General features: G+C 64.2%; 17 protein-coding genes. 3 read left to right on the forward strand and 14 right to left on the reverse strand.

Annotated features, from left to right (window positions below; genetic code table 11):
* Window positions 1-12: 12 nt before the first annotated feature.
* Window positions 13-1,029: a LacI family DNA-binding transcriptional regulator gene (locus tag ACTJK6_RS12040; RefSeq protein ID WP_440839132.1), complete on the reverse strand. Its 1,017-nt coding sequence runs from the start codon at window positions 1,027-1,029 to the stop codon at window positions 13-15.
* Window positions 1,030-1,115: 86 nt separating this feature from the next.
* The gene (locus ACTJK6_RS12045) at window positions 1,116-1,871 is read right to left on the reverse strand and encodes an IclR family transcriptional regulator (RefSeq protein WP_440839133.1); all 756 of its coding nucleotides are present in this window, start codon (window positions 1,869-1,871) and stop codon (window positions 1,116-1,118) included.
* Window positions 1,872-2,014: 143 nt separating this feature from the next.
* Between ACTJK6_RS12045 and ACTJK6_RS12050 the strand changes: the two genes are divergently transcribed.
* Window positions 2,015-3,199: a fumarylacetoacetate hydrolase family protein gene (locus ACTJK6_RS12050; protein ID WP_440839134.1), complete on the forward strand. Its 1,185-nt coding sequence runs from the start codon at window positions 2,015-2,017 to the stop codon at window positions 3,197-3,199.
* Here the strand turns inward: ACTJK6_RS12050 and ACTJK6_RS12055 are convergent.
* From ACTJK6_RS12055 to xylF, 5 genes are all read right to left on the reverse strand, one after another.
* Window positions 3,190-4,095 carry an SMP-30/gluconolactonase/LRE family protein gene (locus tag ACTJK6_RS12055; protein WP_440839135.1) on the reverse strand — a complete coding sequence of 302 codons (906 nt, stop codon included), beginning with the start codon at window positions 4,093-4,095 and terminating at the stop codon, window positions 3,190-3,192. The genes ACTJK6_RS12050 and ACTJK6_RS12055 overlap by 10 nt on opposite strands.
* Complete coding sequence (locus tag ACTJK6_RS12060; RefSeq protein ID WP_440839136.1) at window positions 4,092-4,859, reverse strand: SDR family NAD(P)-dependent oxidoreductase; 768 nt, start codon at window positions 4,857-4,859, stop codon at window positions 4,092-4,094. The genes ACTJK6_RS12055 and ACTJK6_RS12060 overlap by 4 nt, the downstream gene beginning before the upstream one ends.
* Before the next feature lie 46 nt (window positions 4,860-4,905).
* Complete coding sequence (locus ACTJK6_RS12065; RefSeq protein ID WP_440839137.1) at window positions 4,906-6,108, reverse strand: sugar ABC transporter permease; 1,203 nt, start codon at window positions 6,106-6,108, stop codon at window positions 4,906-4,908.
* A complete protein-coding gene (xylG, locus tag ACTJK6_RS12070; protein ID WP_440839138.1) occupies window positions 6,105-7,676 on the reverse strand; it encodes a D-xylose ABC transporter ATP-binding protein in 1,572 nt (523 codons plus the stop codon). The genes ACTJK6_RS12065 and xylG overlap by 4 nt, the downstream gene beginning before the upstream one ends.
* An 81-nt stretch (window positions 7,677-7,757) precedes the next feature.
* Window positions 7,758-8,789 (reverse strand): D-xylose ABC transporter substrate-binding protein, encoded by a 1,032-nt coding sequence (gene xylF, locus ACTJK6_RS12075; RefSeq protein ID WP_252694420.1) that lies wholly within the window; start codon window positions 8,787-8,789, stop codon window positions 7,758-7,760.
* A 279-nt stretch (window positions 8,790-9,068) separates the two neighbouring features.
* Here xylF and ACTJK6_RS12080 point away from each other — a divergent pair, with 279 nt between their 5' ends.
* Both ACTJK6_RS12080 and ACTJK6_RS12085 read left to right on the forward strand, forming a co-directional pair.
* On the forward strand, window positions 9,069-10,292 hold the full coding sequence (locus ACTJK6_RS12080; protein WP_440839139.1) for a XylR family transcriptional regulator: 1,224 nt from the start codon (window positions 9,069-9,071) through the stop codon (window positions 10,290-10,292).
* Window positions 10,289-11,371 carry an aldose epimerase family protein gene (locus tag ACTJK6_RS12085; RefSeq protein ID WP_440839140.1) on the forward strand — a complete coding sequence of 361 codons (1,083 nt, stop codon included), beginning with the start codon at window positions 10,289-10,291 and terminating at the stop codon, window positions 11,369-11,371. Before ACTJK6_RS12080 ends, ACTJK6_RS12085 begins: the two co-directional genes overlap by 4 nt.
* Before the next feature lie 52 nt (window positions 11,372-11,423).
* Here ACTJK6_RS12085 and ACTJK6_RS12090 read toward each other — a convergent pair whose 3' ends face one another.
* From ACTJK6_RS12090 to ACTJK6_RS12120, 7 genes are all read right to left on the reverse strand, one after another.
* The gene (locus ACTJK6_RS12090; protein WP_260801420.1) at window positions 11,424-12,851 is read right to left on the reverse strand and encodes a nucleobase:cation symporter-2 family protein; all 1,428 of its coding nucleotides are present in this window, start codon (window positions 12,849-12,851) and stop codon (window positions 11,424-11,426) included.
* A 375-nt stretch (window positions 12,852-13,226) separates the two neighbouring features.
* Window positions 13,227-13,988, reverse strand: coding sequence for an RNA polymerase sigma factor FliA (locus tag ACTJK6_RS12095; protein ID WP_027679301.1), 762 nt, complete (start codon window positions 13,986-13,988; stop codon window positions 13,227-13,229).
* A gap of 8 nt (window positions 13,989-13,996) precedes the next feature.
* Window positions 13,997-14,776 carry a MinD/ParA family ATP-binding protein gene (locus ACTJK6_RS12100; protein WP_232039922.1) on the reverse strand — a complete coding sequence of 260 codons (780 nt, stop codon included), beginning with the start codon at window positions 14,774-14,776 and terminating at the stop codon, window positions 13,997-13,999.
* 13 nt (window positions 14,777-14,789) lie between these two features.
* Window positions 14,790-16,709 (reverse strand): flagellar biosynthesis protein FlhF, encoded by a 1,920-nt coding sequence (gene flhF, locus ACTJK6_RS12105; RefSeq protein ID WP_440839141.1) that lies wholly within the window; start codon window positions 16,707-16,709, stop codon window positions 14,790-14,792.
* Window positions 16,706-18,823, reverse strand: a complete 2,118-nt coding sequence (flhA, locus tag ACTJK6_RS12110) for a flagellar biosynthesis protein FlhA (RefSeq protein ID WP_232039924.1) — start codon at window positions 18,821-18,823, stop codon at window positions 16,706-16,708. Before flhA ends, flhF begins: the two co-directional genes overlap by 4 nt.
* A 545-nt stretch (window positions 18,824-19,368) precedes the next feature.
* On the reverse strand, window positions 19,369-20,532 hold the full coding sequence (gene flhB / locus ACTJK6_RS12115; protein WP_232039925.1) for a flagellar biosynthesis protein FlhB: 1,164 nt from the start codon (window positions 20,530-20,532) through the stop codon (window positions 19,369-19,371).
* 207 nt (window positions 20,533-20,739) lie between these two features.
* Entirely contained in the window at window positions 20,740-21,348 is a 609-nt protein-coding gene (locus ACTJK6_RS12120; RefSeq protein WP_316879203.1) for a nitrous oxide reductase accessory protein NosL, read from the reverse strand.
* Between the last annotated feature and the right edge of the window lie 63 nt (window positions 21,349-21,411).

Consider the following 21,411-nt stretch of genomic DNA (forward strand, 5'->3'; position numbering starts at 1 on the left):
CTGAGCAGCCGGCTATGCGCTCTCGCGCTCGACCACGCTGAAGTCGATGCGCGAGAGTTTGCGCGTGGCCGTAGCCTCGCCAACGCCCAGCGCGTTGAGCAAGACCTCGCCCGTGCGCAGGCCGATGCCATAGGCATCGACGGAGATCGTCGTGATGGTCGGGTGGCAGCACCACGCCACTTCAAAATTGCCGAAGCCCGCAACAGCGATGTCGCCGGGCACGGACAGGCCGCGGCGGTGGCATTCCATGATGGCGCCGAATGCGGACATGTCGCTCACGCACATCACGGCATCGGTATCCGGCCAGGCTTCCAGCAACGCGGCCATGGCAGGCCCGCCGTGGCTCATGGTGATGGGCGATTCGCCCAGGCGGATCACGCGCGGCTCGCCGAGGCCGAGCGCCCTAATTCCGCTTAGGTATCCACGCATGCGGTCGGTGCCGCGCCGGTCCAGTTCGCTTGCGCCGCACAGGAAACCGATTCGCCGGTAACCCCGCTTGTGCAGGTGATGCACCATCGCGAGCGACGCCTTGGCGTTCGAGAACCCAACCGCCATGTCGATCGGGCGGTCGGGCAGATCCCACATCTCGACAATCGGGATGCCGGCGCGCTCCAGCAGCGCGCGCGTGCCTGCACTGTGGTGGCGCCCTGTCAATGCGATAGCACGCGGCTGATGGCGCAGCAGCGACTTCACCAGCGCCTCTTCTTGGTCGAGGTGGTAGTCGGTATCACCCAGCAGCAATTGCAGGCCATGCGGCGCAAGCGCATCCGTCAAGCCGCGCACGGTGTCGGCAAAGTTGGAACTGGCCAGTGAAGGCACCAAGGCGGCGACAAACTCCGATCGTCCGCTGGACAGCATCCCGGCGGCGGCCGTTGCAACGTAGCCGAGTGCGTCGATGGCCTGTTGCACGCGTGCACGGGTCTCGGGCGACACGCTGCCGCCTGCCAGCACCCGCGACACCGTCATCTTCGAGACGCCGGCAACGCGCGCAACATCGGCCATGCGAGGAGGAGTGGTGCCGGTGGTCATGAGAAACGCCTACGCGCCAAGGGAAAAGAGGAAAGAAAAATGAGGAGTGGCGATCATAGCGGAACCGCCCACAAAGCAGCCCGTCGCTATGCCTGCGCGAGCGCGCGGCCGATGCGATCCGCCATGCCTGCAACGCCGACGACAAGGCGCTTCTCCCTGCGGGCGTCCAGCCGGCTGACGGGCACGCTGGAACTCACCGCAACGCGCTTGCCCAGCGGCGTGATGCCCACAAACGCCGCAAAACAGGCGAGCCCCGCCACCACCTCCTCGCGCTCAGTCGCCAGACCCCGCTCGCGAATGCTCTCAAGCTCATGGAGCAGATCGGCACGGCGCGTGGTGGTGCGCTCCGTCATGGCGGCAAGACGGGCCGGCAGGAGCGCGCACACCGCTTCGTCATCGAGGCTCGCAAGCAGCGCCTTGCCCAGCGCACAGCAATGGGCCGGCAAGCGCAGGCCGACATCCGATACCAGGCGAACCGGCCGCGGTGCATCCTCCCGCGCGATATAGACGACCTCCGTGCCGTCGAGCACGGCAAGCTGCACCACTTCGTTGTGTGCGGACACGAAGGCAGCGGATTCGCGCCGGAACGCTGCCAACAAGCTGTCGTGGCGGAAATAGGCGTTGCCCAGCTCAAACAACGTCAAGCCGATCAGGTAGCCGTCTGCCCGCTTTTCGATCCAGCGGCGCTTTTCCAGCGACTCCAGCAGCAGGTACAACGTGCTTCTGGACATGCCCGTCGCCTGCGCCAACGCGGCGGGTCGCACAGGTGATGTCGCCGCGCACAGTATCTCCAGCACTTCGTGAATGCGCTTGAGTGCTGGCACCTCATAGCCTGTCTTCACTGGAAACGTACCCGGCTCATTGATTGCCTATTGTCCAATAGGTTGGAAATTACGTCACCGTGTTGGACACCCTGCATCGCCATCTCTACGATCACGCGGGTTCCCTGACAACAAGGGTGTCCAATTGACGGAGCGCAGCGCACATGACCGACATCGCCAACTACTTGCCGCACGATCTGGAGCAGTCAACGCTCGTCGGTCGGATCTGGCGCACGACCGCCAACGGCGAGGGGCCGTCTGTCGTGGTGGTACGCAACGGTGTCGTATTCGACATCACAGAAGCCGTGCCAACCGTGGCGGACCTGTTCGAGCATCCTGACGCACTGGCCGTTGCCCGGCAGGCGCCTGGGGAAAACCTGGGCCGCGTCGAGGCGCTTGTCGAACGCTCCATGTCTGCCGATCGCGCGGGCACCTTGCCAACCCTGCTTGCGCCGAACGACCTCCAGGCCATCAAGGCCTGCGGCGTGACGTTTGCCGTCAGCCTGATCGAGCGTGTGATCGAAGAACAGGCTGGTGGCGACCCGGCCAAGGCCCGTGACGTGCGCGAGTCGATTGTCGGCGTGGTGGGCTCCGATCTTTCGAAGATCAAGCCCGGCTCCGATGCGGCCATGCGGCTCAAGGACGAACTGCAGCGCCGGGGCGCCTGGTCGCAATACATGGAAGTCGGCATCGGGCCCGATGCGGAAGTGTTCTCCAAATCGCAGCCGATGTCGGCAGTCGGGTTCGGGGCCGATGTGGGCCTGCATCCGGCCTCACGCTGGAACAACCCGGAGCCGGAGATCGTGCTGGCGGTCAGCAGCACGGGGCATGTCGTGGGGGCGGCGCTGGGCAACGACGTGAATCTGCGGGACATCGAAGGCCGCTCCGCGCTGCTGCTGGGCAAATGCAAGGACAACAACGGCTCCTGCGCCATCGGGCCGTTCGTGCGCCTGTTTGACGAGCACTTCACCATCGACACGATTCGCGCCACGCAGGTCTCGCTGCGCGTTGAGGGCACCGACGACGGCTTCGTGCTCGACGGCGTGAGCCACATGAGCGAGATCAGCCGCGACCCGCTCGACCTCGTCGCCCAGACCTGCGGGCCGCATCATCAGTATCCGGACGGCTTCATGCTGTTTCTCGGCACGATGTTCTCGCCGATCAAGGACCGTGACGCGCCGGGTGCCGGCTTTACGCACCACCTCGGCGACCGCGTGACGATCAGCGCGCCGCCCCTCGGCGCGCTGGTCAACACGGTGCGCCTGTCGACGGAGATCGCACCGTGGACGTTCGGTGTGCGCGCCCTTTATCGCAACCTGGCCGCACGAGGTCTCATCCGTCAGGCCTGATCGGTCTTCGCTGCGGAAAAGTCCACGGCACATTCCGTGGACGGGAGCCCCTTGACCGGCGCGCGAAACGCGAACAAGCCGCCGGCAAGCGGCTCCTTCTGCAACGCCTCGTCCGTCAGGCCCTTTCGGGCGGTGGTTGCATAGACGGTCTGCAAATCATTGCCGCCAAATGCGAGCTTGGTGATGTTGGAACACGGAAACTCGACGCGCCCGATGCATCGGCCGTCGGGCGAGAACCGCTCGATCCGGCCTCCGCCAAACAGCGCGACCCACACGCACCCTTCTTCATCGACGGCCATGCCGTCGGGGTAGCCGGTGCCCTCAATCGAGGTAAAGACGCGCTTGCGCTCCAGCCTGCCGTCGTCGTCAAGGTCGAAGGCATAGACCGCGCGCTGCAAGGTATCTGTGTGATACAGCGTGCGGCCGTCGGGGCTCGCGGTCGGGCCATTCGTGATGACGTAGCCCGAATCGCGCACGCTCAGCCGGCCATCCCGACCGACGCGGTAGAGCTGCCCGCTCGCCTCGTGCTCTGCATCGTCCATCGAGCCAAACCACAGCGCCCCGGTGCGGTCGACATAGCCGTCGTTCAGGCGGTTTCCCGGCCGATCGGTTTCGACGGGCAGCATGCGGCTGAAGGTACCGCTTGCGAAATCGAACCGGTAGAGACCACCCTGCACGCCGCAGACCAAGCTGCCTTCAACGCTGGGCAGCGCAAAGCCGATCTGGCCGGGCGCGACCCAACTGCGGCGCACATCGGTATCCGGGTCATAGCGGTAGAGTCGCCTGCCTTTGATATCGACAAAGACCACGCAGCGCGACGCGGCATGCCACACCGCGCCTTCCCCAAGCGTTGCGTCAACGCGCCAGACGCATTCCGGAACGATGGACGCCATCATCCGCCGTACCACCCGGCATCGACAAAGTACTCGCGCGCCGTGCAGCGCGCGGCATCGTCCGACGCAAGAAACAGCGCCATGCGCGCCACGTGTTCCGGCTCGACACGCTCATGCAGGCACTGCTCGGCCAGCAGCTTGGCTTCACTCTCGGGCGATTGCCAGAGCGCCATCTGCCGCGGCGTGCGCACCGCGCCGGGCACAATGCAATTGACGCGAATGCCGAACCCGCCAAGATCGCGCGCCAGACCGCGCGTCAGGCCTTCAATGCCGGCCTTGGCCGTCATGTAGATGGCGAGGTCCGGCTGGGCAAGGTGCCATGAGATGGACCCAAGGTTCAGGATCACGCCGCGCCCCTGCTTTTTCATGCTGGGCAGCACGGCTTGCGCGCAGAAGAACTGATGGCGCAGGTTGACCTCGATGCGGTTGTCCCAATAGGCCGGCGTTACGGTTGCGATCTGATGACGGTCATCGTTCGCGGCGTTGTTGATCAGGACGTCGATGGGGCCGGCTTCGGCTTCAATGTCTGAGAACGTGGTGTTCAGCGCGTCGATGTCGCGCAGATCGCAGTAGCGGAATACCGGCGGATGCACGCACTCACCCAGCGACGCAGCCAGCGCTTCTGAGTCCGCACGCGCAATATCCAGAAACGTGACACGCGCGCCCTGTTTCGCGAAGCCTTCAACGATGGCGGCGCCAATGCCGCTACCGCCGCCGGTAATCACAACGTTCTTGTTAACAAGGCTCGGATAAATCGCATAAGACATAGGAGATTCCAGTTACAGCAAAAGGGATAAAGCCCGAAACGCAAACTCAGCGGCGGCCGGAGCGCGAGATGACATCCACCCAGACGGCCAGCACGAGGATGCCGCCCTTGACGATCATCTGCCAGTAGGCGTCGACATCGAGCATCGACATGCCGTTGTCGAGGCTGGCCATGACGAGCGCACCGACCAGCGCACCGTAGACCGTGCCCGCCCCGCCGCGCATGGACGTGCCGCCGATAAAGCAGGCCGCAATGGCATCCAGTTCGCCCATGGTTCCGGCAGACGGCGAACCTGCAGCAAGACGCGCCGTATTGACGATGCCGGCAAACGCACACATGAGGCCCATGAGCCCGAAGATGGCGAGCTTCACGCGATCGGTGTTGATGCCCGACAGGCGCGTGGCCTCAAGGTTTGAACCCACCGAGTAGATACGGCGGCCGAACACCGTCTGGCTGGCGATCCAAGAAAAAATGCCGAGCAACGCCAGTACGAGCAGAACCGGCACCGGGATGCCGCCATAGCTGTTGAGCGTGGCGACAAATGCGACGATGACCAGGCCCGCCACAATCAGCTTGGCGACGTCTTGCCAGAGCGGCGCAACGTCGAGTTCATAACGGCGGTGCTCGCGCCGCTGCCGGACAACGACGAAGATCAACAGGCAGAAAATCAGCACCGCCATCAGGTCGCCCACTCGGCGCGGCAGGTAGCCCTGGCCAATCAGAACGAAGCTGTCCGACACCGGCGCAATCGTTGAGCCATGTGTGAGGCCGAGCAGGATGCCGCGATACGCGAGCATGCCGCCCAGGCCAACGATGAAAGACGGAACGCCCCGGTAGGTTGACCACCATCCGTTGAACAGGCCCATGGCCACGCCGAGCAGCAACACCACGGGCACCGTCGCCGTGATCGGCCAACCCAGTCCCTGGTCCAGGATGGCAGCTACGCCACCCAACAGGCCAAGCAGCGATCCGACCGAGAGATCGATCTCGCCAGCGATGATCACGAACACCATCCCGCAGGCCAGCATCCCCGTGATCGACATCTGCCGCAGCAGATTGGAGAGATTGCGGGCCGACGTAAACGCACCGTCGGTCAGTATCGAAAAAAACAGCCAGATCGCCGCCACGGCAATCAGCAACGCCAGGATCTTGTAGCGTGCGAACAGTTGCCTCAGGCGCTGGCTTGCCTTGAACGTGTTGCGCGAATCGCCCACCCCGCCGGCGGCTTGTGGGCTCGTTTGAGAAGTCATACGTGACCTACCTGATGGAAAGTGGGTGCGTGCCTGGGTGTGTGCCGGACTGGCTGAATGGCGGCGGTCAGAATGTGTTCCTGCGTCAGTCCGTCGTTCACGAAGTCGCCGCGCAGTTCCCCCTCGCCGATCACGAGCACGCGGTCCGAAATGCCAAGCACTTCGGGCAACTCCGACGAGATCACGATGATGGCCATGCCGCGCTTGGCGAGATCGCCGATCAGCTTGTAGATCTCGTACTTGGCGCCGACATCCACGCCGCGCGTGGGCTCATCCAGAATCAGGACGCGCGGCTCGGTGAGCAGCATCCGGGTGAGGACGGCCTTTTGCTGATTGCCGCCAGACAGGCTGGCAATCGGCAGCATCGGATGCGCGGCACGCACGGCAAGCCGCCGCATCTCTTTGCGGATCGTGTCGAGTTCGGCCGCGCCATCGATGCGCCCGAGACGCGAAAAACGCTGGAGGACGGCAAGCGTGATGTTGTGTCCGACGCTCATCAGCGAGACGATGCCGTGACGTTTTCGGTCTTCCGGCACCATCGCGATACCCGCACGAATGGCATCAAGTGGCGCGCGGACTTTCAACGGTTTGCCGTCAAGTACAAGCTCGACTTCGCTGGCGCCTTCATACGCGCCAAACACTGCCTGCATCAGCTCTGTGCGCCCTGCACCGACCAGCCCAGCCACGCCAAGAATTTCGCCACGCCGCACCGAAAAGGACACATCGTCGACCCGCTTGCGAGTCGGGTTGTTCGCGTCATAGCACGTCACATTGCGCGCCTCGAAAACAACCTCCCCGATGGGATGGGGTTCGCGCGGGAACAGTTGCGTGATCTCGCGCCCGACCATCTGGGCGATGATGAGGTCGGTGGTCAGGTCTTGCATCGGCGCGGTCGACACATGGCGGCCGTCGCGGATGACGGTGACCGTATCGCACACTGCTTCCACCTCGTCGAGCTTGTGCGAGATATAGACACACGCAATGCCGCGCGCCTTCAGATCACGCACGATATCGAGCAGGATGCGCGTTTCAGCCGCCGTAAGCGACGACGATGGCTCGTCCAGAATCAGCAGCTTGGCGCGCTTGTTGAGCGCCTTGGCGATCTCAATCAATTGCTGATGGCCGCCGCCGTAGTGCATCACGGGCAACGCCACGTTGATGCCCTGGATGTTCAGGTCGCGCAGCAGCTTGTCCGCGCCCTGGTACATCGCCGCGTAGTTCATGCGGCCGCCAGGCAGCGTGATCTCGTTGCCGAGATAGATGTTCTCAGCCACCGACAATTCCGGCACCAGCATCAGTTCCTGGTGGATGATGACGATGCCCGCCCGCTCGGTGTCGCGAATACCGCTCGCGCGGAGCGGCTGCCCCTCCCAGAGGATTTCGCCATCCCAGGTGCCGCTCGGGTACACACCCGAAAGCACCTTCATGAGCGTCGATTTTCCGGCGCCGTTCTCGCCGCACAGGCCAACACACTCGCCTGGCCTCACGACCAGGTTGATACCGTCGAGCGCCTTCACACCGTCAAACGTCTTGACGATGCCGCGCATCTGCAACAGAGGTTCAGACATGCCTCGTCCTTGAGGTACGAACGCGGCCGGCGACAAAGCGTTGGCTCGTCGCCGGCACAAAGTGGCCCTGGCTGCGCGACCTTACTGGCCGCCGCCGATCTGAGCCTGCGTGTAGAAGCCGTCTTTCACCACCAGGTTGACGTTGTCCTTCGTGAGTTGGGTGGGTTGCAGCAACACCGTGTCGACCTTCTTCTTGCCGTTGTCGTACTGTGCGTTGTACTTGGGCTTATCACCCTTGGCGAGTGCCACGGAAAGCTGCGCGGCTTCAGTGGCAATCAGCTTGAGCGGCTTGTAGACCGTCATAGTCTGCGTGCCCGCAATCACGCGCTTGACGGCAGCAAGGTCTGCATCCTGCCCCGACACCGGCACTTTGCCGGCGAGCTTCTGTGCAGCCAGTGCCTGGATCGCGCCACCTGCCGTGCCGTCGTTGGACGCAACCACGGCATCGATCTTGTTGTTGTTCGCTGTCAGCGCGTTTTCAACAATACCCAGCGCAGCAGACGCGCTCCACTCGGGCACCCATTGCGAGCCGACGACCTTGATGTCGCCGCGGTCGATGGCAGGTTGCAGCACCTTCAGCTGACCCTGCCGCAGCATCTTCGCGTTGTTGTCCGTCGGCGCGCCGCCCAGCAGGAAGTAGTTGCCCTTCGGGCGCACGTTGAACACGCCCTGCGCTTGCAGCTCGCCCACCTTCTCGTTGTCGAAGGAGATATAGGCGTCAACATCTGCATCGAGAATCAGGCGGTCGTACGACACCACCTTGATGCCGGCCTTCTTGGCTTCGGCCACCACATTGGTCAGCGCCTTGGAGTTGAACGGCACGATGACGATCACGTCGACGCCGCGCGAGATCAGGTTCTCGATCTGGGAGATCTGGCGTTGCTCGCTGGCATCCGCCGATTGCACCGACACCTTGGCACCCAGCTTTTCTGCGGCGGCGACGAAGTAGTCGCGGTCGCGCGACCAGCGCTCCACGCGCAGGTCGTCGATACAAAAGCCGATTTCCGGATGCGCCTTGCTGGCGTGCGCCAGCGGCGCTGCAATCGACAGGCTGGCGAGCATTGCACCGCAAAAGGCGGCCCTCAGAACACTACGGCGTTGGTTCGATTTCATGTCTCACTCCATCTTCTATTGTTGGTGGATACCCCTAGGCCGACGGTGCGCGTGGTGCGCCGCAATAGTGATCTCGCCCGGCTCGACGGCCATCGCATGGTGATGCGGCCGCTCAGCACGGGCAATTACGAAATTGCCCAACCGCCCTAACATTTCTTGCCACCCCGCTGCGATCGTCTGACAGCGCCCCACGTAGCCAATAGAATGTGCAAGCGCGCAGCACGCCCCAGCGCTGCAGCCGTTTGGCAACCACTGCCATCGCGAGCGGCCCGAGCCACCATGCAACGTCAACCGTCCGATCCATCGCAGCACGCGCGCATTCATCGCATTGCGCTGCTGTTCAATGCCAACAAGGTGTATGACCGCGAGATCATCGCGGGCATTGGCGACTACATGCGCTCCACCCGCGTGACGTGGGACTTGTTTCTGGAAGAGGATTTCCGCTGCCGCCTACCCGGCATCGAGCGCTTTGACGGCGACGGCATCATTGCGGATTTCGACGACCCCGCCGTCGCCGAAGCGCTGCGCGGTTGCCCGCTACCGGTGGTGGCCGTCGGCTCATCGTATGAAGATGCAACGCAATACCCGGCAAAAGAGCCTTACGTCGCAACGGACAACGGCAAGCTGGTCTCGCTGGCCTACCGGCACCTGATCGAAGCCGGCCTGCAGCACTTTGCGCTGTACAGCCTGCCCCAGGCGCCAGAGAACCGCTGGGCACAGCAGCGCGAACTCGCCTTTACACGCTTGCGCCGGCAGGACAATCCCACCGCCCCGATTGAGCAGGAGATTTACCGGGGCCTCTCGACCAGCGCGCCGACCTGGCATCAGGCGATCGGTCAGTTGATTGAATGGCTGCGCGCCTTGCCCAAGCCCATCGGCATCATCGCCGTGACGGATGCGCGAGCCCGGCACCTGCTGCAGGCCTGCATGACGGCAGGCTTGGCCGTGCCGGAGGAAGTCGCCATCATCGGCATCGACAACGATCCGCTCACACGCACCTTGAGCCGCATCCCGCTGTCGTCCGTCATTCAGGGCACCGTGGAGATGGGGCGCACGGCCGCACACCTGCTGCATCAGATGCTAGGCGGTGCCCGCCTGGCAGGCCGGCAGATTCTCGTGCCGCCGGTGGGCATCAATGTGCTGGCGTCATCCCGGCACCAGCCGCTTGCCAGCCCGTATGTCATGCGCGCGCGCCACTTCATCCGGCAGTACGCCTGCCAGGGAATCAAGACCGAGCAGGTCGCGGACTACGTCGGTATCTCGCGGTCATCGCTCGAAGAACACTTTCGTCGTGAATTGAATTGCACCGTGCACCAGGAAATCCTTCGCCATAAGCTCGACGCCGCCAAGCACATGCTGGCCAGCCGTGATGTCGCCACCGCCGAGGTGGCGGTGCGCTGCGGCTTTACCTCCCCGCAATACATGCACGCCGTATTCCGACGCGAGCTGGATTGCACGCCACGCGAATACCAGGAACGCACCATCACAGAGGGCCAATCATGAGCATCGCGTCAGCGCTGTCCGCACACGCGCCGCTCGACGGCGCCATCTCATCAGCAATATGGGGACAACTGCCGGGCGGTGAACCGGTTCGGCTGTTCACGCTGCGCAATGCCTTGGGCATGCGCGTTTCGATCAGCGACCTGGGGGCGACGCTCGTCTCCTGGCAAGCGCCTGACCGCGGCGGGCGTCTGGGCGAGATTCTCCTGAACCATGCGACACCTGCCGCCTACCTTGAATCACCAGGCTATCTGGGCGGATTGATCGGACGCTGGGCGAACCGGATCGCGGGCGCGCGGTTCACGCTCGACGGCATCGACTACGCCCTCGATCGCAATGAAGGCGGCAATCTGCTCCATGGGGGGGCGAGCGGGTTTCATCGGGCGCTATGGCACGCCGAGGATCACGACGGCGCATTGGTCATGCGGCTCAACTCCCCGGAAGGCGATGCGGGATTCCCCGGCAACGTCGCCGTCCAGGTTCGCTATGCGCTTGACGACGATGGCACGCTGTCGATCGACTACGAAGCCCGGACCGATGCGCCCACGCCGATCAACCTGACAAGCCACGGGTATTTCAACCTGAGCGGCAAGCCCGGCACCGACATCAAGGGCCACATCCTGTCGATCGATGCCGACGCGTATCTGGAAGTCGATGCCAAGCTGATCCCGACACGAACAGCCAGCGTTGCGGGCACGGCGTTCGATTTTCGTCAGGGCGCGCCCATCGGGGTACGGCTGGACTGGCCTAACGCGCAACTCGCGCAGGCCGGCGGGTTCGACCACTGCTTTGTGCTGCGCAATACGGCGCCGGAGGAGCGCTCGCAGGTGCGCCCTGTCGCCCGGCTGTATGACCCCGGCAGCGGGCGCGAATTGACGGTACTCACCGATCAGCGCGGGCTGCAGTTCTATTCGGGCCACAAGCTGGCTGGCACGCACGCGCTACGCAGCGGCTTATGCCTGGAAGCGAGTGCGTTCCCGAACCAGGTCAACATGCCCGATGCGGAATCGGTCATGTTCCGCCCGGGCCAGGTCTACCGGCAGCACACCGCATACCGCGTGTCGGTTGCTGAAGAAGCCTGAGCGAGACCTGATCCGCAGACCTAAGCCGAGCTGAGGCACGCGGCCTGGATGTTCAATGCGCAGCTGCGGCCGCGCCGTGCATGACTTCGTGCGAACCGCGAATGCCGTTGAACCATGCGTTGAGCACCACGGCCACCAGCGTGCCCATCACGATGCCGCTGTGGGTGATGGGGTGCGTCCAGTCCGGAAAGTGGTGGAAGAACGCCGGCGCCAGCGTCGGCATCATGCCAAAGCCGACCGATACGGCGATGATCAACAGGTTGTGGCGCTGCTGCTGGAAGTCGACCATGCCCAACATGCGGATGCCGGCTGCGGCCACCATCCCGAACATCACGATGCCTGCGCCGCCCAGCACGTATTGCGGCACGGAAGCCACCACGTAAGACAGCTTCGGAAACAGCCCCAGCACGATCAGCAGCAACCCGCCGGCGGCCGCCACATAGCGCGAACGCACGCCCGTGATCGACACCAGCCCGATGTTCTGCGAAAACGACGTATGCGGAAACGTGTTGAACACCCCCGCCACCACCGTCGCCAGACCGTCGGCACGCAGGCCGTTGGTGAGTTCGTTGCGCGAGATGGGCTTGCCCACCACGTGCGACAACGCGAGGAACATGCCGGTTGATTCCACCAGCGTGATCACGATCACGATGCACATCGAGATGATGGCCGACAGCTCGAACTTCGGCATGCCAAAGTGGAACGGCGTCACCAGCGTCATCAGCGGCGCGGCGCTTGCGTCGGCCAGCGACACCTTGCCAAACGCCGCCGCCACCAGCGTGCCCGTCACGATGCCAAGCAGCACCGCGATATTGCATAGCAGTGCGTTACCGAACTTGGTGAGCAGCAGGATCGTCACTAGCACGAGCGCTGCAATGGCCAGACCGAATGGATCGCCGAACGCCGGGTTCGGCACCATGTGCTTCACGCCGTCGACCACCTGCGGAATCATCTGCTGACCGCCCGCGGCCCAGTTGATGCCTACGCTCAGCAGCGAAAAGCCGATCAGCATGATGACCGTGCCCGTCACCACGCGCGGGAACAGGCCCAGCAACCGGCCCATCAGCGGCGCAATGGCAATGCCGAACACACCAGAAACGATGGACGCCCCAAAAATGCCGGGCAGCCCCATGCCGGGCTCCACGCCAATGGCGATCATCGGTGCCACCGCAGCAAATGTGACACCCATCATCACCGGCAGGCGGATCCCGAAGATCAGGAAACCGAGCGATTGGATGAGCGTGCCGATCCCAGCCGCAAACAGGTCGCAATTGACGAGGTACGAGAGATCGCTCTTCGACAGGCCAAGCGCATTGCCGACAATCAGCGGCACGGCAATCGCCCCGGCGTACATCACCAACAGGTGTTGCAGGCCAAGTGCGAACAGACGGGGCAGCGGCAGAAGCTCGTTGACGGGATCGGCAACGGTGTCGGCGATTGTCGACGAAGAAGGCGAGGGTTGGCCGGGGGATTGGCGCATTGTCTGTCTCCTGGGGCCGCTCTCGTGTCAATGCCGGGAGCGTGCTTTAGGCGGATGGGGCGGATTGCATCCGCCGGCATTCATGCGGCGTGATGCCGCGTATTTGCCGGAATCTTGGAGGGGCGCCATTTTTCTGTCAACAATTCAATACGTTTTTTGTGTACATATTTTGCGTTCTTAAACGTATGTGCGTCGTCATCCACCTCTTCACACCACGCGTGCCCGCGTGAACGACGCGCCAAAGAAAAAGCGCGGCCGCGACATGAGTCGCTGGCCGCGCAGTAGAAATACCTGGCAGGTAAAGCTGAACCGGGAGCCGCCAACAAACCCAGCAAAGCAAAAAGGTTTTGTCAGTGGCGCTCAGCAGACCTCAGTTCAGGTCGGCGTCGGCAGCCATGCGCGATCACGCAGGCGCGAGCGGATGCGGGCGATGGCCTGGCTGTGGATCTGGCACACGCGCGATTCCGACACGCCCATCACGGCGCCGATTTCACGCAGGTTCAGATCCTGCTCGTAGTAGAGGCTCATCATGAGCTTTTCGCGCTCGGGCAGTGCCTCGATGGCGGCAACAACCGATTCGCGCAGGTCGTGGTCCAGCAGTTGGTCCAGCGGCGTGGCGTCGTTCTCGGGCGCGCGGTTCTCGATGAAGGCGTCGGCGTCTTCGCGGTCGAAATCTTCGTAATACAGCAGCTGGCTGCCTTGCAGGTCGACCAGTTGCTTCTGGTATTCGGCCAGCGACATGCCCAGCGCCGCGGCAATCTCGGTTTCCGTGGGCGCGCGGCCCTTCTGCTGCTGCAGCTTCTGGATCGCCTGCTCGATCGTGCGTGCGTTGCGGCGCAGGCCGCGCGGCAGCCAGTCCGAGCCGCGCAGTTCGTCCAGGATCGCGCCGCGAATACGCTGGGCCGCGTAGAACTCGAACTGCACGCCCTGCGTTTCCTCATAGCGCGACAGCGCATCGAGCAAGCCCATCATGCCAGCCTGGATCAGGTCGTCCAGCTCAACGCTGGCCGGCAACTTGACCATCATCTGGTTGGCAATGCGGCGCACCAGTGGTGCGTACGTGGCCATCTCGTCGGACTTGGTCTTGCGACCGGTTGCGGTGTACATATCCATGCCTGCCTTTGACGCTTCGTTCATGCTGCGCCTCAATAAACCAATTCGGCCGCGCGTGCGGTGGCGCCAAGCGTCGGAGTCGCTGTCGACATTGACGTTGCTTGCGCCGATTCATCTGCCGGCTGTGCCGGTGCCCGCGCCGACATGACCACCCGCGACGGCGCATTGCCATCACCGGCTTGGGCCTCGGCGCTGGCCCAGCTCAACATTTCTTCGGCAAGCTGGCGGAAGGCCATGGCCGAAGGCGATGCGGGAAACGCGCTCGCCACGGGCTTGCCGAGCGAGAGCGCAAGTTCTACGTGCCGGTCCTCCGGGAGGTAGCCGGCGAAATCGATACGGGTGTTCAGGTACTGGCCCACGGTGTTGGCCAGGTTGCCGAACACGCGCACGGCGGAATCCACCGAATGCGCGCCGCACACCACGGTGCGGATGCCAGCGCTGCCTTGCAGCACGGCGGTTTTCTTGAGCAGCGTGTACGCGCTCTTGATGCCTTCCGGACCATCGGAGAAGGTCAGCAGCACGTCGTCGCAGGCTTCGGCCACGGTGCTCAGCGCCCGGGTGCCGAAATGCGCGGCCACGAGCGTCACATCCGCCGTCTCGTCGTACTGCTCGAGCACGCCGGGCATGGCGAGCATGGTCTGGGCGTTCACCACGGCCGTGTCGCGGCCCATGGCGGACAGCGCGATGCGCAGGTTGTCGACAAAGTCATCGACCTGCTCTTCCGCACCGATCACCAGCACACGGCGGGCAGCAGCATGACCGAGCATGCGCCGCAGCCCTGCGGCTTGATCCTTGGCGAATGGCGTCGTCATGGTCGCCCCCTTGTCAGGCGAAATCGAAAGCGGCCAGGCCAGGTTCGCGGTTACCTGAGTTACGCAACACCGCGCCCTGCGCCACCAGCAACGATTCATCCGAATCCAGCGTGAACGACGACTGCTCCGCACCGGCCCGGAACGAGCGATGGATCAGCAGCTTCTTGTTCGGCACCGCAATGTCTTCCGGCACACGCTGACCGTACGACACGTAGTGCAGCGGCAGGCGGCGGCGGATCATCACGTCCATCGCGTGGCCAACCGAGGCAGCCTCGTCGATCTTGGTCAGGATGCAGCCGGCGAGGTTGGCGTCACGGTAGGCGCCCACCACTTCGTCGAGCGTCTTGCCGTTGCTGGCAGCGTTGAGCAGCAGCAGGCGCTTGATCGACGGGCCCACGGCATGCAGCATCGCCATCTGTTCGGACACGGCGCGGTCGCGCTGGCTCATGCCGATGGTGTCGATCAGCACGACGTGCTTCTCGCGCAGGTCGTTCAGCGCCAGGCTCAGGTCTTGCGCGTCTTTCACGGCATGCACCGAGACGCCCAGGATCTTGCCGTAGATGCGCAGTTGTTCATGGCCGCCGATCCGGTAGCTGTCGGTCGAGAGCAGCGCCACGCGCGATGCGCCATGGCGCAGCACGAAGCGCGCGGCCAGCTTGGCGGTCGTGGTGGTCTTGCCCACGCCGGTCGGGCCCATCAGGGCAAACACGCCACCCTGGTCGAGCAGGCTGTTTTCATCCGACACGGTGCTCAGGTTCTTTTCAATCGCGCGCTGCACGAAGTCCAGCGCCCCCTCATACGAGTCGTGCTGCGGCATGTTCTCCAGCACGTAGCGCGTGAGCTGTGCCGAGAACCCTGCGTTGAGCATGGTCTGGAACAGGCGCGTACGCACCGGGTCGCCCAGCTTCACGCCCAGCGAGGCCAAGCTCGACATGGCGTCGTTCAGGGTGCTCTTGAGCGTTTCGATCTCGCCGACCATGCGGCGGGTCATCACGTCGGTCTCGGCACGGATGCTTTCCTTCACGTCGGCCTGGATGGCCGAACGCTGCAGGCTCACGTCATCACGCGGTGCTTCGGCCTTGGCCATCGTGTCCTCCACGCGGACGAAAATGTCGGACGCCTTGTCTGCGTCGGCTTGCGCCTCGATGCGCGCCTTCACGGGCGCTTCGGCCTTCTGTTGTTCGGCGCGAAGGTTACGGGCCTGGGCTTCCACGCGCTCGGCAAAGCTGCGCAGCGAAACCGGGCGGTCATCCTGCTCGCGTGCCTGTTCACGTGCCTGCTCGCGACGTGCGGCAAAGCGGGCGGTCGATTCCACCTCCGGCTCGTCGTCTTCCATCGTGGTGCGGCGCGCGATGAACTGGGCGGTGCTGGCCATGGCCTGCGCTGCGGATTGGGCAACCTCGGCATTGGCACGGTCCAGCGACAGGCCAGCCAGCATGCGGGTCGACGCAGCCAGCGCATCTTCTTCGCCGAACGCCACGTCGTCGTCAACACGCGTTTGCAGCGTACGGCCGGCAGGCTTGGCTGCCGGAGCGACTTGAGCGACCGGCGCTGCCGGTGCGTCTTCCTGTGCGGGGGCGCGGCGCGAAGCAATGAAGCGGTTGCGCAGACGGGCCAGCGCGTTCGGTGCCGGTGCCTCGGCCTGCGGAGCTTCTTCAGCAGGTGCCTGGGCGGCAACGACGGCTGCGGTTGCAGCGGCAATCGGGGCGGGCTCGGGAATCGGGGCCGGCGCCATCGGACGGCGCTGCGCCGTCTTGGGTGCCGACGATTGCGTGTCGACCAGCGCATCCACGTGCGAGTCGCATGCCGCGATGATCTCGATGCCACCCGGAATGGCGCGGTTCGACAGGATCAGAGCGCCATCGCCCAGTTGGTCGCGGACTTTGCGCAAGACGTCACGCGACGTCAGTCCGGTAAATCGATGCATTTTCATGCGCGGCCTCCAAGCATGGCGACAACCTTAATCGTTCGGTGATCTGGAATTTCTGCGTGCGACAGCACGCGCAGGCTCGGTGCGGCACGCTTGAACAGGCGTGCAAGCATCGGGCGCAGTGCGGGCGGTACGAGCAGGACGCCCGTCTGACCCATCTGTTCGTGTTGCCGCGACGAGTCCGCAGCCGCTTGCATGAGCGAGTCAGCCAGTTGCGGTTCGATCGGGCCGGCGTTAGAGCCAACGACGCTTTGCAGCAAGATGTTCTCCAGATTCGGGTCAAGCGTGACGACCTGCATTTCGGTCTTGTTCGGGAAGAGCTGCTGGGCAATCGCCCGGCCCAGCGCCACACGCACGGCGGCGGTGAGTTCGGCGGGGTCTTGCGTCCTGCCTCCGTGTTCCGCCAGCGTCTCGACGATGGTGCGGATGTCGCGGATATGCAGGCCTTCGTCCAGCAGGTTCTGCAGCACCTTCTGCACGGTCGCGACGGGCAACAGCTTCGGCACAACGTCTTCGACCAGCTTCGGTGCTTCCTTGCCCAAATGATCGAGCAATTGCTGGACTTCCAAACGGCCGAGAAGCTCGGTGCTATGGGTGTAAATCAACTGATTGACGTGGGTGGCGATGACCGTGCTGCAATCGACCACGGTGTAGCCCTCGGCCTGCGCGCGATCGCGCACATCGGCGGTGATCCACATGGCCGGCAGGCCAAAGGTCGGGTCCACGGTGGGCGTGCCGGGCAGTTGCGTGCCCAGGCGACCGCCCATGCCGCCATGACCACCCATGCCGTCCTGGCCACCCGGGTTGATGGCGAGGAACTTGCCCTGCTGCACTTCGCCGTGGCCGATCTCCACGCCCTTGAGCGTGATGCGGTACGACGACGGGCCCAGTTCCAGGTTGTCGCGGATATGCACCACCGGCGCCAGGAAGCCCATGTCCTGCGTGAACTTCTTGCGGATGCCCTTGATGCGGCGCAGCAGCTCGCCGTCCTGGCTCTTGTCGACCAGCGGGATCAGGCGGTAACCGATTTCCAGGCCCAGCACGTCGACCCACGACACGTCGTCCCAGCTCGCCTCGGGCGTATCCACCGGGGCAATGGCCTGCAGCACGGGCTCCACCTCGGGCACTTCGCGCTTCTTCTTGAGGTACCAGCCCAGGTAGCCCAGGCCGCCGCCAAACAGCACGAACGGGATGTGCGGCATGCCCGGCACCAGGCCCAGCAGGCCCAGCACGCCGGCGGTGGTCATCAGCACCATCGGCATGGCAAACAGCTCGCTCGACAGTTGCTGGCCGACGTCCTTGTCGGTGGAGACGCGGCTGACCATGATGCCCGCCGCGGTGGAGATCACCAGAGCGGGAATCTGCGCGACCAGGCCGTCACCGATGGTCAGCAGCGTGTAGTTGGTGGCGGCGTGGCCCACGTCCATGCCGTGCTGGAGCACGCCCACGGCCAGGCCGCCGACGATGTTGATCAGCAGGATGGCGATACCCGCCACCGAATCGCCCCGCACGAACTTGCTGGCACCGTCCATGGAGCCGAAGAATTCGGCTTCCTGGGCGATCTCCGTGCGGCGCCTGCGGGCTTCGTCTTCGCGGATCAGGCCGGCGTTCAGGTCGGCGTCGATCGCCATCTGCTTGCCGGGCATTGCATCCAGCGTGAAGCGCGCGCTGACCTCGGCAATACGGCCCGCGCCCTTGCTGATCACCATGAAGTTGATGATCACCAGGATGATGAATAGCACGATGCCGACGGTGTAGTTGCCGCCCACCAGGAAGTGGCCGAAGGCTTCGATCACCTTGCCGGCGGCGTCGGGGCCGGTGTGGCCTTCCATCAGCACCACGCGCGTGGACGCCACGTTCAGCGACAGCCGCATCAGCGTGGTGATCAGCAGGATGCTCGGAAACGACGAGAAATCCAGCGGCTTGAGCGTGTGCATGCTGATCAGCAGCACGATGATCGACAGCGCGATGTTGAACGTGAACAGCAGGTCGAGGATGAATGGCGGCAATGGCAGCACCATCATCGCCAGGATCAGGATGATGAGCACCGGGCCCGCGGCGGAGCGGTAGTCGCCCTTGCGCAGGATGTCGGTGACTCGGAGCAGTGCGGCGTTCATTGGCGGGGCGTGCAGCGGGGGGCTTTTCGATGGATGCCATCTTGCCCGGTGAGCCGCCAAATCGAAGACGTGAGAAAGCCGCCCAAAAGGCGGCTTTTCTTTGAAATACCCTCCCACCGGGGGGTGCGGAAGCGGCCATTGGCGCCGATTGGCCGGCATTGCATGCCAAGCGCCCCATGCGCGAGCCTCAAACGGCCGTTCGCGGAGCTAAAAGTGTCGAGCACGAGGCTTTTTGCTCGGCAGCCCGAGTTCTGAACTCGATGCTTGGAGCTTTTTGCTCGGCGAGCCGAGCTCGGAGCTCGACGCGTGAGGCTTTTTGCTCGGCCGTCCGAGCTCGGAGCTCGGCGCGTGGAGCTTTTTGCTCGGCCATCCGAGCTCGGAGCTCGACGTGTGGAGCTTTTTGCTCGGCCGTCCGAGCTCGGAGCTCGACGCGTGACGCTTTTTGCTCGGCCGTCCGAGCTCGGAGCTCGACGCGTGAGGCTTTTTGCTCGGCGGTCCGAGCTCAGAGCTCGACGCGTGAGGCTTTTTGCTCGGCCGGCGGCGGTTTAAGCGTCTTCGGGCTCGTCGTCCGGGCCGGGCTGTGGCCCCGGGTCCATATCGGCGGGCACCGGCAGGTCGGTCGGGCGCACCGGCACACGGCCGCCCACCTGGTGCAGGCGGCGCAGCTGGTAGACATACGCGAGCACTTCGGCCACGGCGGCGTACAGCGCTTCGGGAATCTGGTGGCCGATCTCGGTATGGCGGTACAGCGCACGGGCCAGCGGGGGCGCTTCCAGAATGGGAATCTTGTGCTCCGTCCCCAGCTCGCGAATCTTGGCCGCCACCATGTCAGCGCCCTTGGCCAGCACGCGCGGCGCTCCGCCTTCCTTTTCGGAATAGCGCAGCGCCACGGCGTAGTGCGTCGGGTTGGTGACGATCACGTCGGCCTTGGGCACATCGGCCATCATGCGGCGCTGGGCCGCCTGGCGCTGGAGGTTGCGGATGCGGCCCTTGACGTGCGGATCGCCTTCGGACTCGCGGTGCTCCTTGCGCACTTCTTCCTTGGTCATGCGGTGTTTGCGCGCGTATTGCCACAACGACAGCGGCACATCCACGGCCGCCACCAGCATCATCACCGCCGCCATGCAGAGGAAGGCCACGCCGGCCACGTGCAGGGTGTCGCGCATGGCCACGCCCAGGTCCTGCTGCGGCAGTTCGATCAGGTCACCCCGGTAATACCGGACCAGCAACCAGCCCACGCCGGCAATCAGGAACAGCTTGATCAGCAGGCGGGGCAACTCCATCAGCCCCTCCAGCGAGAACATGCGCGTCAGGCCCTGCAGCTTGAACAGGCGCGAAATATCGGGGGCCAGCGGCTTGAACGAGATGGCCCCGCGCGTGAGCGCCAGCGGCGACAGCGCGGCAATCACCAGCATCAGCATCAGCCCGCCCAGCGCCATGGCCAGCGGCATGAACTGGCCCGTGACGTAGTTCCACTGGTCCTGCCCGCTCGTGTAGTTGTAGCGGTGGAACTCCAGGCAGCGCGCCAGAAAAGATGACGCAGCCCGCACAATCGAATCGCCCATCACCCACAAACCGCCCGCGGACACCGCCGTGAGGGCGAACGAAGCCAGTTCCCGTGATCTGGGAACGTCGCCTTCCTCGCGCGCCTGCTCGAGGCGCCTCGGAGAGGCTGGTTCGGTTTTTTCGAGATCGCTTTCTTCGGACATGCCGGGCGTGCGAGGGGTGGACGGACGCTCGCATTATCCCGCCCCGGTCTGGCCATCGAAGCGCAAAGAAGACGCCTTGAAAGCACGCTTATCGGCAAAAAGCCGTCCCGCGCGGTGGCGATGGCCCCTCTCGAACCCGATCCGCTCGCATGAGCGAGCCGCCCGGTTTGCGGTCGTGCCCCCTGGCTGCGCAAATACACCGCCCCCCTATATGGGGTCTGCCGCGCGATGCATGCGGTGCGGCTCGACATCCTCCAGCCGGTCTGCCGTGATATCCGCCGGATGCACCACCACGCCACCATTTCGCGCGATGAACTGTTGCGCATCCGCCAGATTCCGGAATGCGGGAAGATTGCCGCGCCGCATCGGCCCCAGAGCGGTCGACCCCGACACATAAACGGCCTGCAGTGCCGGAAGCCATCCACCGTCTCCCATGGCATGCACGTAGCTGGCGGCAACTTCCGAGGCCTGTCGCCCGGGTGCATAGCGCTGCAGGTTTCGCAGGTAGATGAACAGGGTCAGCGGTGAATCAAAGAAGTACGCATCGCCATTGGCAAAAATGAGCTGCGCCGCCCACCCGGGAACGCGAGATGGAAACGCCCCACAGACGGGGCAACGCGCGTTGGCTGGAACCGGACGAGGGGCATGTGGCTGCAATCCGGACCGCGGATCGTACGGCACGGCCGGCGCGACAAAGCAGATCTCGTCAGGCAACTTCGGTTCCGCCCGCAGGGCTGCACGTCCCACAAACCACCAGAGAGACCAGAGCGTCCCAAGCAATACAGCCAGTGCCAACAGCGGACGGCGCATCGTCATGACCCGCTCCATCCGCTCGCGCTGGTGCCACAGGCAATGACGGCCCTGAACAGAAGAGGACTG

The sequence above is a fragment of the Ralstonia sp. 22086 genome, from assembly GCF_052045975.1.
Classification (GTDB): Bacteria; Pseudomonadota; Gammaproteobacteria; order Burkholderiales; family Burkholderiaceae; genus Ralstonia; species Ralstonia wenshanensis.

Coding starts and splice junctions, on each gene's coding strand:
- ACTJK6_RS12095 (WP_027679301.1), bottom strand. CDS start 13,988: ATGAACGAAGCGTCAAAGGCAGGCATGGATATGTACACCGCAACCGGT.
- ACTJK6_RS12065 (WP_440839137.1), bottom strand. CDS start 6,108: ATGACTTCTCAAACGAGCCCACAAGCCGCCGGCGGGGTGGGCGATTCG.
- flhA (WP_232039924.1), bottom strand. CDS start 18,823: ATGAACGCCGCACTGCTCCGAGTCACCGACATCCTGCGCAAGGGCGAC.
- ACTJK6_RS12060 (WP_440839136.1), bottom strand. CDS start 4,859: ATGTCTTATGCGATTTATCCGAGCCTTGTTAACAAGAACGTTGTGATT.
- ACTJK6_RS12050 (WP_440839134.1), top strand. CDS start 2,015: ATGACCGACATCGCCAACTACTTGCCGCACGATCTGGAGCAGTCAACG.
- ACTJK6_RS12120 (WP_316879203.1), bottom strand. CDS start 21,348: ATGACGATGCGCCGTCCGCTGTTGGCACTGGCTGTATTGCTTGGGACG.
- ACTJK6_RS12080 (WP_440839139.1), top strand. CDS start 9,069: ATGCAACGTCAACCGTCCGATCCATCGCAGCACGCGCGCATTCATCGC.
- ACTJK6_RS12055 (WP_440839135.1), bottom strand. CDS start 4,095: ATGATGGCGTCCATCGTTCCGGAATGCGTCTGGCGCGTTGACGCAACG.
- flhF (WP_440839141.1), bottom strand. CDS start 16,709: ATGAAAATGCATCGATTTACCGGACTGACGTCGCGTGACGTCTTGCGC.
- ACTJK6_RS12100 (WP_232039922.1), bottom strand. CDS start 14,776: ATGACGACGCCATTCGCCAAGGATCAAGCCGCAGGGCTGCGGCGCATG.
- xylF (WP_252694420.1), bottom strand. CDS start 8,789: ATGAAATCGAACCAACGCCGTAGTGTTCTGAGGGCCGCCTTTTGCGGT.
- ACTJK6_RS12090 (WP_260801420.1), bottom strand. CDS start 12,851: ATGCGCCAATCCCCCGGCCAACCCTCGCCTTCTTCGTCGACAATCGCC.
- ACTJK6_RS12040 (WP_440839132.1), bottom strand. CDS start 1,029: ATGACCACCGGCACCACTCCTCCTCGCATGGCCGATGTTGCGCGCGTT.
- ACTJK6_RS12085 (WP_440839140.1), top strand. CDS start 10,289: ATGAGCATCGCGTCAGCGCTGTCCGCACACGCGCCGCTCGACGGCGCC.
- xylG (WP_440839138.1), bottom strand. CDS start 7,676: ATGTCTGAACCTCTGTTGCAGATGCGCGGCATCGTCAAGACGTTTGAC.
- flhB (WP_232039925.1), bottom strand. CDS start 20,532: ATGTCCGAAGAAAGCGATCTCGAAAAAACCGAACCAGCCTCTCCGAGG.